A 13,317-nucleotide genomic window follows, 5' to 3' on the forward strand; every position below is an offset into this window, starting at 1 on the left:
CAGGCAAACCTGCATATAACCCGCACGGATTGATTGGTGCAAACAAACCTGATCCCATTGCACCAAGGGCTTGCTTTTTGGCTAGAGCGTGTGGAGCAGGGCGATGAGGAAGCGGATGCCCTGGAGGTAGGCGCGGCGGGTGATGCGCTCGTTGGTGCCGTGGACACCGCGCTCGCACTCGTCATCGTCTACCACAAACGCCGAGAAGCGAATGCACTCAGGGCAAATGTGCTGGTAGTTGGCAGCGTCAGTCGCACCGATCACGGTCGAGGGCACAATTGCCACTGGCTCGAATGATCCGTTTTCCTCCGTCCCCTTTGGATCACGGAAATAGCGGGCGGCGATGGAGCGAACCGCCTCGAGGCCGGGACCACCGATGCGCGGGGACGGCGAGGGTTCGGAGCTGCCGGGGCCCAGCTCCACTTCGACACGACCGGCAAGGTCCGTTGCGGCAATTGCCTCACGGCAGCGCGCCACAACGTCGGCCACGCTCGTGCCCTCGAGCATGCGGAAGTTAATGTTGGCCCACATATCCTGCGGCATTACGTTGGCGCCGGTGCTGCCACCCTCGATTTGCGTGGGCGCGCAGGTGGTCGTCACCAGCGGATAGAGCTTCTTGCTGGCGAGGCAATCGCGGACAATGGCATCCCCGTTGGCGGCAATTTCATCGGCCGTGTAGAGCCCCAACTCGACGAGTTGGGCGGCAAGCAAGTCGGTCACGCGCGTCGGCCACTCGATATCGCAGATTGCGGTGATGGCACGGCTGAGCACCTCGAGCGACGTGCCGCCGTAGGGGTTAGAAGAATGTCCACCCTCACTCTTCGTCTTGAGCACGATATCGGCATAGCCCTTCTCCGCGAGGTCGGCGTGCATGAGCCAACCCTCGCCCGCGCTGTACTCGGCAGCCGGAACGATGCGGTAGTCGCCCTCGTCGATCAGGTACTCAAGCTCAATGCCGCGCTCCTCGAGCGCGCGGCCAATGGTGCCTGCACCGTACTGCGCGGTTTCCTCGTCCTGGCCAAAGGCCAGGAGCAGCGTGCGCTCGTGCTGCCAACCGTGCGCCAGCGCATACTCGACAGCCTCGAGAATGCCTGCGACCTGGTCCTTCATGTCGATCGCGCCGCGGCCCCAGATGTAGGTGTCGTCCACGCGCCCGCTAAAGGGGGCATGCGTCCAGTCGGCCTCGGTACCGGGCACCACGGGGACCACGTCCATGTGGCCCATGAGCATAACGGGCTTAAGAGCCGGGTCGCTGCCGGCAAGCGTCACCAACAGCGAATGGTCGATAAGCTCGACCTCGCCCGCCGCAAACACGTGCGGCCAGGCCTGCTGCATATAGGCGCGCAGGTCGTCGAAGGGCTGCCAGTCCACCGCCTCGGCATCCATGCTCGAGATGGTCGAAAACGACAGCACGCGGCCCAAGCGCTCGCACGCACCGGCCTCGTCTATATCGGCAAAATCGTCCTCATGCGCAAAGAAGCGCCAAACCTCGGCCATGACATCCTTTCGATTGTGATGACGAGGGCCGCCCCACCGGAGCGGCCCTGCCACATAAGCGTTTGCGGTCGGTTATTTGTCCTCGAGATAACGCGAGAGGAACTCGCGGGTGCGCTGGTGTTTGGGGTTGCCGAAGAGCTCGGCCGGCGCGGCGTCCTCGAGCACCACGCCCTTGTCCATAAAGACCACGCGGTCGGACACCGTGCGGGCAAAGGCCATCTCGTGCGTGACGACGACCATGGTCATGCCGTCGGCCGCGAGCTTGCGCATGACCTCGAGCACCTCGCCCACGATCTCGGGGTCGAGTGCCGAAGTCGGCTCGTCGAACAGCATGATCTGCGGATTCATGCACAGGGCGCGCGCGATGGCCACGCGCTGCTTTTGGCCACCGGACAGGCGACCCACGGCGGCGTGCGCGAACTTTTCGAGCCCCACGCTTGTCAGATGCCCCATCGCGACCTTCTCGGCCTCGGCCTTGCTCATCTTTTTGAGTGTGACGGGCGCAAGCGTGCAGTTGTCGAGCACATCCATGTTGTTGAACAGGTTAAAGCCCTGGAACACCATGCCGATGTCCTCGCGGAGTTTATTGATATTGCAGCGCTCGGCCGTAAGGTCCTGGCCGTGGAACCAGATGTGGCCCGCGTCCGGGGTCTCGAGCAGGTTGAGACAGCGCAGGAAGGTCGACTTGCCCGAGCCCGAAGCGCCGATAATGGTGACGACCTCGCCGGGGTTAACGGACAGGTCGATGCCCTTGAGCACCTCGAGCGAGCCGAAGCTCTTGCGCAGGCCCTCGACGCGGATAAGCGGCTCATTGGTCTGTGCGGCGGCCGCGGTGCCGGTAGTGGCGATATCTGCCATGATGATTCTCCTCGTCTTGAGCCTAGTTGGAGCTGGGCAGCGTTGCCGGAGCCTCGGCGCCGAGCTTTTTGCCAAAGGCCTCGAGCAGGCGGCTCGCCACGAGCGTCAGGATCAAGTAAACCACGAGCGCCACGCAGTAGACCTCCATCTGACGGTAGTACACGCCGGCGACGGTGGTGGTGGCGTACATGAGGTCGAACACGCCGATGACCGAGAGCACCGACGAGTCCTTGATGTTGATGATGAGCTCGTTGGTGAGCGCCGGAATCGCGTTTTTAATGCCCTGGGGGAACACGACCTTGCGCATAGCCTGCCACTGCGAAAGACCCAGCGAGCGCGCTGCCTCGGCCTGGCCGGGGTCGATGGACTCGATGCCGCCGCGCAGAACCTCCATCATGTAGGCGGTGGAGTTGAGCGAGATGGTGACGAGGCCGGCGGTGAAGGTACTCCAAATCTGGTTGGCCTGGGCGGTCTCGAAGCCCATGCCGCGCAAAACGGTGAAGCCCGCGTAATAGATGAGCAGGCCCTGAACCATCATGGGCGTGCCGCGCACGATGGTGGAGTAGACAGTCGCAAAGCCGCGGCCGATGCTCTTAAAGAAGCGCACCAGGTCGTTGTCCACGCGATCGAAGGTCTGAATACGCAGGAACACAAAGAGCAGCGCCAGGAAAAAGGCGATGACGGTACCGAAGGTCGCAAGTGCGATGGTGATCTCGATGCCGCGGATAAAGAAGTCGCCGCTCTTGTAGGTCATGTAGACCAGGCTCGACAAAAAGTCGCTGGGGTTGGAGTCCGAGACAATGCTCACCTGCACCAGATCGATAAACGACATGACGCAACGGTCCACGAAAAAGATTGCCGCGATGGCGGCCACGACGTAGCTGCCCAAGCGTGCGCCGCGACGGAAACGCTCGGATGCGAACGGCGACGTTTCGCGATAGTCGTTCCAGTGCATGAGTTTGGTGACCAGCGCCGCCGCCGACACGACAAGCCAGGCCCAAAGGATTGCCCAGAGGCAGTCTTGGAACACGCCCGTAGGCGCCAAAAAGCTCAGCGGCGTGGGGTTGCGCTGGCTAAACGCCAGGCCGAGTGCCGCGATGACGCTCGTGCCCAGGTACACATAACGGTGGTCGGCCTTGATAAAGGAGGCCAGACGATTGATGGTTTTCATGCTGCCTCCCTATGCCGGCTGACGGTCGAGGCACGCGTCCCACATTTGGTCGCGCTCCTCCTGGCTGACACCCTTGAGTGTCTTGTCGATGAGCTTGAGCAGCTTGTCCGAGCCCTTGCGGCAGCCGACGTTTGCCGCGACCTCCTGCTTAAAGCCCTCGCCCTCGGCAAAATGGATGGGGACGATACCGGGATTTTGGGCCATATAGCCCTTCTCGTTCTCGGTGTTGTAGGTCACGGCGTCGCACGTGCCCTGCAGCAGATTCGAGAACACCGTGGGGACCGAATCGACCGGGTTCTTGTGGACGACGCCCGGGATCTCGTCGATGACGGTATCGAGCATGGTGTCCTTTTGGCCGAGTACCGTGGCACCGCTAAAGTCGCTGAGCTTGGTGGCGTTTTGGTAGGGGGAACCCTCTTTTACGAACAGGCCAAAGTAGCCAATGAAGTACGGGTCGGAAAAGCCGACCGACTCCTCGCGCTCGGGCGTGGCGCTCATGCCGGCAATGATGAGGTCGATCTGGCCGTTGTTGAGCGAGTCGATAAGGCCCGAGAAGCTCTGCTTGACGGCAACGGGCTCGCCACCGAGGGCCTTGCAGACGATCTTGGCGATCTGCACGTCGTAGCCATCGGCATAGGCGCCCTGCACGTTGTCGATGGGGATGGTGTACTCACTGGCTTCGGAAACCTGCCAGTTGTACGGGGCGTAGGCCGCCTCCATGCCAATGCGGATCTTGTCCTTGCCAATCACGGAATCGGACAGGTCATCGCGACCGCCGCCCGTCGTGGGCTGAACTACTTCCAGCGTGGACGGACGCCGACAGCCGGCGAGCGCGCCGGCGACGACGGAAGCGCTCGCAGCGAGAGCGCCACCCAAAAAGATGCGACGGCTGCATACCGGCTGGGTCTGCGCATCGCACTGTTGGGGAGAATGCATAATCTGCCTTCCCTGTTGAATCGTATGCTGACGACTTAACAGGATACCGCTCAGCGCTATCTCCAGCAAATGCATATGTAAATGCATATATGCAAGTTTACGAACTGAAAATGATTGGTAGTCGTTGGGGACGTTCTTAAACGACTAGTCAAACAAGAACGTCCCCAACGACTAGGCATGAAAAAGGCAAGGCATAAACCTTCTGGTCATGCCTTGCCTTTTGAATGACAAATTGTCGCTCTGGGTGGCGCGCAGCGTCGACTGGTCCGCCGTTCGTTAGAACGGCGGAACCTCTAGAGCAGCGTTACGCTAAAGCTGCGTTTATCGGTAGCGCCGGGGGCCAAGGTGATGGTGTTGACCTTGTGCTCAAAGACGTCGTCCTCGGTGGACATGGTGGTGTGACCGGTCCAAGGCTCGAGCGCCACAAACGGGGCGTCGTTGGCGGCAGACCACACGCCGATGTACTTAAAGCCCTCAAAGTCGATCTTGACGCCGTGGCCCGACTTGCGGCCGCGCAGCGTGAGCGTGGAGCCCGGGGTATCGGTGAACATGATGGCGTCGTTATCGAAGCTGCGGTGCGTGATGGGCAGCACGTCCGAGTTATCGGGAGCCTTGTAGCTACCCTCGAACGTCATGAGGCCATCGGGCGTGATGATGGGGGCCTCGTTGGTCCAAGCCTCGGTAAATGCCAGCTCGTAATCCTCGAACGCCTCGTCCTCGGCACCGGGGGCGGGCACGTTAAATGCAGGGTGACCGCCCACCGAGAACGGCAGGTCCACGTCGCCGGTGTTGGTGACGGCAAAGGTCTGGGTAAGCGTGGCGTCGCCGGTTAGGGCATAGGTCATGTTGAGCTTAAAGTGGAAGGGGAAAGCCTTGAGCGACTCAGGCGTGTCGGTGATCTCGTAGGTGACGGACGAGCCGTCCTCGGAGACCTCGACCAGCTTGTGCTCGACGATGCGCGCGAGGCCGTGGCGCGGCATCTCGCAGGTGCCGGCCGCAGACGTTGCTGTGTTGTTGCGCAGTGAGCCCACGATGGGGAACAGAATGGGCGCGTGCTTGCCCCAAAAGGCCGGGTCGCCCTGCCACAGATACTCGTTGCCGTCGAGGGCAAGGCTCGTGAGCTGGGCGCCCATGGAATCGATGGCCGCGGTGAGGCCGCCGCGCTTGATGGTGGTGACGGTGGACATGCTACTTCCTCCAAAAGTAAACAATAGTGTCGAGGGCTATTGTGCCACTCTTGGCGGCAAGGAGAAGCGGCAGGCGCAGTTATTGAGCGATTGCGTAAAGGTCGAATCCGCCCTGCGGCGTGCTGTCGACCGTATCGGGCGCCTGCGAGTTAAAGCTCACGGGAACCATGCGCTTTGAGGCGCGGAAGCGCGTGCCATCGGTGGCGACGGGCGGCTCGTCGACCGTGAGCTCGTAGTCGCCGGGCTTGAGTTCGATGCCGTCGCCAGCGGAGTTGACATATTGATACTCGTCAATCGCCTGCCCCCTGAGTGTGCGGCCCACGATGTGGATGAGCATCTGGCTGTCGCCGCGGGCGGTGTCCCACGTCGCACCGTCCTTGACCTCGATCGACACATGCACCGAGCGCGTGCGGCTGAGCGATTGCTCGACAGACATCTCGACCTTGGCGGCATCTTTGCGCTGTTGCTCCACATGGCTCCAGACATTTCCGATCGCCGAGCAAGCGATGACGCCGGCCATGAAGGCGATGAGGATGGGACCGAGCGGAGAGCGGCGGCCCGCGTCTTCCTCGCGAGCCAGGTTGGGGCGATGCGTGGGGGCGGGCGCCTGAGCACCCTGCGCGGGCACGTCGAGTATGCTGAAGGATGCCGTGCTGCCGGGGTCGATGTTATGGCGCGGCTGCGGGGTCTTGGCCGGCGAGATGGACATGTCCGCCGGCTCACCGAGTGTGGCCGTGGCATCGGCCTTAGCCTCGTCGGCCTCGGCCTGGGCCCAGGCCTGTTCAAAGGTTAGGGGCTCGGCGGCATCAGAGGCGGCGTCAGGCTCGACAGCGGCATCGTTGCCGGTCTCGTCCTCGTCGCTCGACACGTCACGCGGCGCGGGCTCGTCCCACTCCTCGTCCGGAGCCTCGCCCTCGCTATACCACCATTCAAAGTTATCGATATCCATACGGGGCGCCCCTTAGGCCTCGCAAATAAACACTTGCTAGCCTTATACCCCCAGACGGCACGGCGGCTCGCCGGCACAGATAGGAAAACCATCACAACATTCGACGCTTTTCCTCGTTTTTAAGTTTTTCAACGAATGTTGTGACGGTTTGGGCGACTGGCCGGCAGCGCAATGTGACACAGGGACTGTCCCTTTTCACATTCTGTTAGAGTTGCAGGGATTGAATCCCGCTTATTCATGCGACATTGGAGTGACAACCTTGACCGCCGCAACCACGCCTAAAAGTAAGCCAACCGCCGACGCGCTCTCCCCCGCGCGCACCAAGCTCTGCCTGGCGCTGCTCGTGCTGTTGGGATTCTCGCTCGGCTGCTCCGAGTTCGTGGTCATCGGCATCGAAAGCGACTTGGCAACGGAACTCGGCATATCACTTGCCACTGCGGGCCAGCTCATCAGCGTGTTTGCGCTCGTCTACGCTATCGCGACGCCGGTGCTCGCGCTCAGCACGGGGCGATTCCGCCGCTACCAGCTGCTCGTGTGCTATAGCGTCGTCTTTGTGCTCGGCAACCTGGTCATGGCGTTGGCTCCCAACTTCCAGGTGCTGTTTATCTCACGCATTGTCCTGGGCTCTGTCTCGGGTGCGCTGCTCGCCGTGGGCGTGACGTACATCCCTGAGCTGCTATCCCCGCAGCAAACCTCACTTGCCATCTCGGTCGTGTACGGCGCGTTTTCCGTGGCGATGGTCTTTGTGACCTCGATTGGCAAGTTTGTGGCCGACACACTCGATTGGCACGTGGCCATGTACGGCACGCTGACCTTTGCCGTTTTGATCTGTAGCGCGCTCGTGGCGTTTATGCCTCGCGCCGGGCAGACCGATGAGCCCGCCACCTTCCGCGAGCAGGCGGGGCTACTACGCGAGCCGAGTATCATCACCGGCATGCTCATCTTCTTGTTTGGCGTGGGCTCGGTCTACGTATTCTACGGCTACGTGACGCCTTATCTGGAGCAGGTGCTGGGCATGGATACCGTTCAGGCGAGCACCACACTTATGGCCTATGGCGTGTTCTGCCTGATCTCGAACATCCTGGGCGGATGGATCGATGCGCGTTTTGGCATGAAGGCGCTGCTGGTTACGTTTGTGCTGCAGGCGGCGGCACTGCTCGGGCTGTTTGCCGTGGGCGCCGCCATGCCGCTCGCGCTGGTCTTTGTCTTTAGCCTGGCGATGCTCATGTACCTGTTCTCGGTGTCGTGCATCACGCACTTTATGGACGTGGCTCGCAGCCGCCATCCCAAATCGATGGTGCTCGCGAGCTCGGTAGAACCCATGGCGTTTAATGTCGGCATTTCGTTTGGCACCGCGGTGGGCGGCGCCGTGGTAAGCGGAGCTGGCATTGCCTACGTTGGCGCGGTCGGTGCCGTGTTCTCGCTTGTGGCCTGGGCGCTCACGCTGGTGACGATTAAGTTGGCTCGCTGGGAGCGCCGTCGTCAATCAGCACAGCCCCGGATGCAGGCATAGGGGCGAACATAGCCCAAGGTGGCGAGCAACCGGTGAAAACCGTCCCATACGAGTAGTGTTTATCCGCCTGCAAGCTCCAGCAGTGCAATTTCGTGTACTTCAGATACACACTTTTCCACTATTTCGTGTATTCCAAGTACATGAAATCGTACTAAACTATGTATCTGAAGTACACGAAATTGGAAAGGCGGCCCCATGCGCAGATCAATCGAATCCGTTATCGAATCATGGGCGACAAAGGACGCGTCGCGCCCCCTCCTCATCCGTGGTGCGCGACGCATAGGCAAAACGTACGTTGCCGAGGAAATCGGCAGACGAATCGCCGGCGATGCGTTTGTCAAACTCGACTTTCAGACCGATCTTGAGCTGATCGCTCCGCTGTTCGACTGTCCCACCGACGACGTTGACGCCATCGTGGCGCGAATCTCAGACTATAAACGCACCCCCATTCGCAAAGAAACCGCCTTCATCCTGTTTGACGAGGTGCAGCTCTGCGAACGGGCGCTCAACTCGCTTCGCTTTTTTTCGGGTTCGGGCTGGCGCATATGCGCGACCGGCAGTCAGCTCGGCGTCGCCACGCGCAAGCGCAAGTTGCCTTTTCCCAGCGGCGTTCGTCAAGAGACCATGCATCCTATGTCGTTCGAGGAGTTTCTCTGGGCGCTCGACGAGGAGCAGATGGCCAATGCCATTCGTACCCACGCCGACACGCTCGAGACCTACGCCGCGCACCAAGCCGCGCTCAGCCTGTTTCATCGATACCAGATCGTGGGCGGCATGCCCGCCGCCGTCAACGCATATCGCAAGACGTTATCCATCGAGGATGCGCGCGTCGAGCAGCGCGAAATCGACGAGACCTATACCGCCGATATGACCGACCCCGAAAACGGGATCAGCGGCGTGGCGGCGCGCAAGGTCTGGCGCTCCATTCCGTCCCAGCTGCTGAGATCGTCCACAAAAAAATTCAAGTACTCCGAGGTCGAACGCGGAGGCCGTCGCGCCAAGCTTATCGAGCCGCTCGACTGGCTCGAAGGCGCCGGCATCATATCGGTCAACAACCTGACCGAAGGCATCGAGCCTCCCCTCGTTCCCTTCGACGACGAAGATGGAAGTTTCTTTAAGGTCTATCTTCTCGATACCGGCCTCATGTTCTACAAACTCGGCATCAACCCGCGGCTCTGGCTCGACCTCAAAGAGGATTCCGCCATAGCGCTATCTTCCGACTTCCGAGGCGCCCTGGCGGAAAACTCGGTCATGCAAGCATTTTCGGGCAATAGCTTGCAGACGTATTACTGGGTGCCGCCGTCGTCTTGGAAGACGACCGGCGAGCTCGATTTTTTACTTCAGACCGACCGTATGGAAATTGTGCCCGTCGAAGTAAAGTCCGCACGTAACGTGCGCGCGAGAACCCTCGGGTCGTTTATGGACAAAGCCCGATCGCCATATGCCTACATTTTGTCCGAGAACAATTTTTCCCGCAGCGAAACCGATGACGGGCGCGAGCTGCGCCACCTCCCCTTGTACGCAGCGGGCTTTATTGGAGCAAACTGCCTCAAGAGCAGTCTGTAAGCCCTGCACGACCGCCTAGAAAGGAAGCCGCTCATGCAACGCATTCTTTTTATCTGCTATGGAAATATCTGTCGCTCGACGATGGCTGAGTCGGTGTTTACCGAGCTCGTGCGCCGCGCTAGGCGCGAGGCGGAGTTTGTCATTGATTCCGCTGCAACGTCGACCGAGGAAATCGGCAACTCGCCGCATCGTGGCACCGTTGCCAAGCTGCGTGAAGTCGGGATTCCCGTCGTCGCACATCGTGCACGTCAGGTGCGTCGCGCGGAGTATGACGACTGGGACCACATTGTCTATATGGACGACGAGAACGCCCGCGGCCTGTACCGAATTTTTGGGAAGGACCCCGATGGCAAGATCTCGCGCCTGCTCGATTGGACCGATCGACCCGGCGACGTGGCCGACCCCTGGTACACCGGCAATTTCGACGCCACCTACCGCGATGTACTCGCCGGTTGCACCGCTATACTCGAGCAGCTGTAGGCAAGCGAGGCCGCGGGCCACGCCTTCGGCGCGAAACGAGCGTGGATAATCTCCCACATGAAAAATGAGCGTGGATTTTCTCCCGCTTTGAGCGTTCAAGTGCGCCCTAAACGGGAGAAAATCCACACTCATGAATGTGACAAAGGGACTGTCCCTTTGTCACATCCGGGACTGACCCTAGACCGGCTTGACCTCCAGCTTAATCCCCTTGGCACAGGAGTCGCCCAAAACATCCGAAAGGGCCCAGGTCGCATATAGCGGCAAATAGAGAACCGCTCCGTTGCGCTCAACGTTGCCTCTCGAGAAAACAATCCCGAGCCTTACGCCATATTCAGCCGTATCAAGCACATGACCGAGCGCAGCGTGCGCGTGGTAATAGGAGCCCGATTTAACCTCGATCGGAACAGCCGTCCCATCCGGTCCATCGACCACAAAGTCCACTTCACCGCGCTTTTTTGTCTGATAGTAGTAAAGCTGGCGATTTTGGGCAGCCAGCTGCTGGGCCACCACGTTTTCGTAAATGCCGCCCAGATTGGGCTCCTTGCTATCAAGATACGCCGCTTGGGCGACTCCAACGGGGTAGCGCGCCATCAACATGCCCGTATCCGATTGATATAGCTTGAACTGCGATGGCCGTGCCGTCTTGAGCAGGGGTGATTTTGGCTCGGTTACGATATCGGCTTTGAGGGCAACGCCGGCATCGACAAGCCATACAAAATCTCGCTGATACTTCTCGTAGTGAGCCTTGGGGTCAATGGAATTGAGCACGAAGCGCTTGTTTTCGCCCTCGAGCATAATAGGGAGCTGATCGTAGATGCTCTGCACCTGAAGGGCTCGCCCGCTTGCATACTTGGAGATATCCCGTCGGTACTGTTCGTTGAGCTCTGACTGCAGCTGACGAACAGAGGCAAGGTCGCCCCGCGTGTCAAGGAAACGCTGCACGACCTCTGGCATTCCGCCGACAACGGTATAGGTCCTGAAGTTTGCCATCATCGCGTCATGAATGTAACCAGGAATGGGCTTCTCGTTGATGCACGCGTCGCGTATCGTTTGGCGAGCCCCTTCGCTCACCCCGATTGCCCAGCAAAACTCCTCAAAATCGAGCGGGAACATCCTAAGCTCGTGGACATACCCCACGGGATAGGACCTGACGCCCTTGAACTGGGTCCCGAGCATTGACCCCGAAAACGCCCAGCGGCACCTCCCGTCCTCAACAAGGAACTTTGCCATCGTCATGATGTCGGGGGCCTCTTGGACCTCATCGATAAACACGAGCGTTTTGCCTGGTGCAATCGACTTTCCCGAAAGAAGCGTCACTCTGCTGATGAAATCATCGGCATCCCGCGCCTCGAGAAGAGCATCTTTTGCCTGGCGATTTTCCATGAGGTTAAGCTCGATGTAAGTTGCGTGGCTGGCTTTGCCAAACGCGCGAATCGAATAGCTTTTGCCGATCTGGCGAGAACCCGTGATGAATAAGGCCTTTTGCTCGGTAGACTTCAGCCAACGCTCCAGCTCTGCCGCTATTTTCCTACGCAGCATAGGCTCTCCCCTCAATATCATCGAATGAAATGCAAAGTTTATATGCTTGATTATCGATGAAATGCAGATTTTTTAGAACCTAAAATCGGATGAAATGCAGAGATTTGAGATTACAAGCACAATAGAAGGAACGCCACCGGCGAATGTGACAAAGGGACTGTCCCTTTGTCACATTGCGCTCGACTACTCGTCGACGATCTCGGCAAGCCAGACGTTTAGCGTATCAACCTCGGGGCAGCAGAACTTTGCCGTGCCGGGCTCGTTGCCAGGCACAGTTCCGCCATAGCGCAGGATATCGATATAGGGAAAGCCCACATGGCAGGCCATGGCGCACATCTTGCCGCGGTCTCGGTCGAAGTCAAAAACGTCGCCCGGCTTGTGACCATGGTGGCAGCGGCACGCACCCAGCTGGTCCACGCAGCTCACGCGGATACGCGGACGCTTGCCACGCGGCGCGCCGAGCGGCTTGCCCCCGCCCGCAGGCTTGGCGCCGCCCTCGCCAGCATTACTCATGGTCAATCACGTCCAGGCAGGCCTCGATGGGAAGGCCAGCCGACTTGTCCTCTTGGTCGGCATTGTGCTCGATAAGCTCAGCCACCACGCGCATGGCATCGGACGTCGCGCGCTGCAGACTCCAACCTGCCATAACGCGGCCGACGAGCACCGCCGAGAACGTGTCGCCCGTGCCCGGGAAATAGACCGGGATCAGGTCGAAGGGAATCGTGAAGTACTCCCCCGCCACATGGTCGTAACCGATGACGACATTCGCACCGTCGACCACAGCGCTCGTAATGACCACCGACTTGGCGCCCAGGGCACGCACGGCATCCACAAGAGTGCGGCCCTCATCGGGCGTGATTTGCTCGGCAATGGGCGTATCGGTGAGCAGGCACGCCTCGGTGTAGTTTGGCACCGCATAGTCGGCGCACTCGAGCAGGCTGCGCATGAGACCGATCGTGGACTCGGGCACGCCGGCGTAGAGCTTGCCGTTGTCGCCCATGATGGGGTCGACGAACACCTTGGTACCCTTTTGCGCGCGACGGTGGCAGAAGTCCGAAATGATGCGCGTCTCTTCCTCGGTCACGATAAAGCCGGTAGAGATGGCGTCGAACTCAAAGCCGAGCTCCTCCCAGATGGCGAGGCTCTGGCGGACATACTCCGTGGTGTCGTGGATGTAAAACTTGGGGTAGTTAAGCGTATCGGAAACGAGCGCCGTTGGCAGGTTGTGGATGCGGTAGCCCATATGCGACAGCACCGGCAGCATGGCGGAAAGCGCGACCTTGCCGTAGCCGCACATATCGTTGATCAGCAGCAGCTGAGTATTCTTCATGAGGGTCTCCCTTGGTTCGGGCACGGCGCAGCAGCGCCACAGTGCGACTAAGTGTAGCGCAGGAGGCGTCGTGAGCAGTCACTAGGGTCGCGAAGAGCGCATTGTTGCGAAAAGGTTACGAAAACGAGGTAGTCGTTGGGGACGTTCTTAAATGACTAGTCAAACAAGAACGTCCCCAACGACTATCCCGGCAATTAGCGCAAGGAGTGTCCCCAAGTGCCGGCACAGACGATATGAGCAGGACATAAAAACATTGAGAGCCCCTGCTGCATGAAAGACCGCGGATTAGGC

Annotated in this window: 12 protein-coding genes; 3 read left to right on the forward strand and 9 right to left on the reverse strand. The window is 59.9% G+C overall.

Annotated elements, in window-relative coordinates:
• Positions 1–81 precede the first annotated feature (81 nt).
• From AB5202_RS07340 to AB5202_RS07365, 6 genes are all read right to left on the reverse strand, one after another.
• A complete protein-coding gene (locus AB5202_RS07340) occupies positions 82–1,497 on the reverse strand; it encodes a M20/M25/M40 family metallo-hydrolase (RefSeq protein ID WP_368144226.1) in 1,416 nt (471 codons plus the stop codon).
• Between the two features lie 72 nt (positions 1,498–1,569).
• Positions 1,570–2,355, reverse strand: a complete 786-nt coding sequence (locus AB5202_RS07345; RefSeq protein WP_368144227.1) for an amino acid ABC transporter ATP-binding protein — start codon at positions 2,353–2,355, stop codon at positions 1,570–1,572.
• Between the two features lie 22 nt (positions 2,356–2,377).
• Positions 2,378–3,526: an amino acid ABC transporter permease gene (locus AB5202_RS07350; RefSeq protein ID WP_368144228.1), complete on the reverse strand. Its 1,149-nt coding sequence runs from the start codon at positions 3,524–3,526 to the stop codon at positions 2,378–2,380.
• Between the two features lie 9 nt (positions 3,527–3,535).
• Entirely contained in the window at positions 3,536–4,462 is a 927-nt protein-coding gene (locus AB5202_RS07355; protein WP_368144229.1) for a transporter substrate-binding domain-containing protein, read from the reverse strand.
• A 293-nt stretch (positions 4,463–4,755) separates the two neighbouring features.
• Complete coding sequence (locus AB5202_RS07360) at positions 4,756–5,649, reverse strand: aldose 1-epimerase family protein (protein WP_368144592.1); 894 nt, start codon at positions 5,647–5,649, stop codon at positions 4,756–4,758.
• A gap of 79 nt (positions 5,650–5,728) precedes the next feature.
• Positions 5,729–6,598 (reverse strand): hypothetical protein, encoded by an 870-nt coding sequence (locus AB5202_RS07365; protein ID WP_368144591.1) that lies wholly within the window; start codon positions 6,596–6,598, stop codon positions 5,729–5,731.
• A gap of 250 nt (positions 6,599–6,848) precedes the next feature.
• Here AB5202_RS07365 and AB5202_RS07370 point away from each other — a divergent pair, with 250 nt between their 5' ends.
• The 3 genes from AB5202_RS07370 to AB5202_RS07380 all read left to right on the forward strand — a co-directional run bounded on the left by AB5202_RS07370 (position 6,849) and on the right by AB5202_RS07380 (position 10,157).
• The gene (locus AB5202_RS07370) at positions 6,849–8,111 is read left to right on the forward strand and encodes an MFS transporter (protein WP_368144589.1); all 1,263 of its coding nucleotides are present in this window, start codon (positions 6,849–6,851) and stop codon (positions 8,109–8,111) included.
• A 195-nt stretch (positions 8,112–8,306) separates the two neighbouring features.
• Positions 8,307–9,677, forward strand: coding sequence for an ATP-binding protein (locus AB5202_RS07375; RefSeq protein ID WP_368144588.1), 1,371 nt, complete (start codon positions 8,307–8,309; stop codon positions 9,675–9,677).
• 33 nt (positions 9,678–9,710) lie between these two features.
• Entirely contained in the window at positions 9,711–10,157 is a 447-nt protein-coding gene (locus AB5202_RS07380; protein ID WP_368144587.1) for a low molecular weight protein-tyrosine-phosphatase, read from the forward strand.
• 177 nt (positions 10,158–10,334) lie between these two features.
• On the opposite strand, the gene AB5202_RS07385 is transcribed toward AB5202_RS07380, so the two are convergent.
• The 3 genes from AB5202_RS07385 to AB5202_RS07395 all read right to left on the reverse strand — a co-directional run bounded on the left by AB5202_RS07385 (position 10,335) and on the right by AB5202_RS07395 (position 13,026).
• Positions 10,335–11,696: an ATP-binding protein gene (locus tag AB5202_RS07385; protein WP_368144586.1), complete on the reverse strand. Its 1,362-nt coding sequence runs from the start codon at positions 11,694–11,696 to the stop codon at positions 10,335–10,337.
• A gap of 183 nt (positions 11,697–11,879) precedes the next feature.
• Positions 11,880–12,209, reverse strand: a complete 330-nt coding sequence (locus AB5202_RS07390; RefSeq protein WP_084591874.1) for a TIGR04076 family protein — start codon at positions 12,207–12,209, stop codon at positions 11,880–11,882.
• The gene (locus AB5202_RS07395) at positions 12,202–13,026 is read right to left on the reverse strand and encodes a PfkB family carbohydrate kinase (protein ID WP_368144584.1); all 825 of its coding nucleotides are present in this window, start codon (positions 13,024–13,026) and stop codon (positions 12,202–12,204) included. The genes AB5202_RS07390 and AB5202_RS07395 overlap by 8 nt, the downstream gene beginning before the upstream one ends.
• Positions 13,027–13,317 lie beyond the last annotated feature (291 nt).

The sequence above is a fragment of the Collinsella aerofaciens genome, assembly GCF_040915545.1.
Lineage (GTDB): Bacteria > Actinomycetota > Coriobacteriia > Coriobacteriales > Coriobacteriaceae > Collinsella > Collinsella aerofaciens_BE.

Coding starts and splice junctions, on each gene's coding strand:
- AB5202_RS07360 (WP_368144592.1), bottom strand. CDS start 5,649: ATGTCCACCGTCACCACCATCAAGCGCGGCGGCCTCACCGCGGCCATC.
- AB5202_RS07395 (WP_368144584.1), bottom strand. CDS start 13,026: ATGAAGAATACTCAGCTGCTGCTGATCAACGATATGTGCGGCTACGGC.
- AB5202_RS07355 (WP_368144229.1), bottom strand. CDS start 4,462: ATGCATTCTCCCCAACAGTGCGATGCGCAGACCCAGCCGGTATGCAGC.
- AB5202_RS07350 (WP_368144228.1), bottom strand. CDS start 3,526: ATGAAAACCATCAATCGTCTGGCCTCCTTTATCAAGGCCGACCACCGT.
- AB5202_RS07340 (WP_368144226.1), bottom strand. CDS start 1,497: ATGGCCGAGGTTTGGCGCTTCTTTGCGCATGAGGACGATTTTGCCGAT.
- AB5202_RS07375 (WP_368144588.1), top strand. CDS start 8,307: ATGCGCAGATCAATCGAATCCGTTATCGAATCATGGGCGACAAAGGAC.
- AB5202_RS07390 (WP_084591874.1), bottom strand. CDS start 12,209: ATGAGTAATGCTGGCGAGGGCGGCGCCAAGCCTGCGGGCGGGGGCAAG.
- AB5202_RS07380 (WP_368144587.1), top strand. CDS start 9,711: ATGCAACGCATTCTTTTTATCTGCTATGGAAATATCTGTCGCTCGACG.
- AB5202_RS07365 (WP_368144591.1), bottom strand. CDS start 6,598: ATGGATATCGATAACTTTGAATGGTGGTATAGCGAGGGCGAGGCTCCG.
- AB5202_RS07345 (WP_368144227.1), bottom strand. CDS start 2,355: ATGGCAGATATCGCCACTACCGGCACCGCGGCCGCCGCACAGACCAAT.
- AB5202_RS07385 (WP_368144586.1), bottom strand. CDS start 11,696: ATGCTGCGTAGGAAAATAGCGGCAGAGCTGGAGCGTTGGCTGAAGTCT.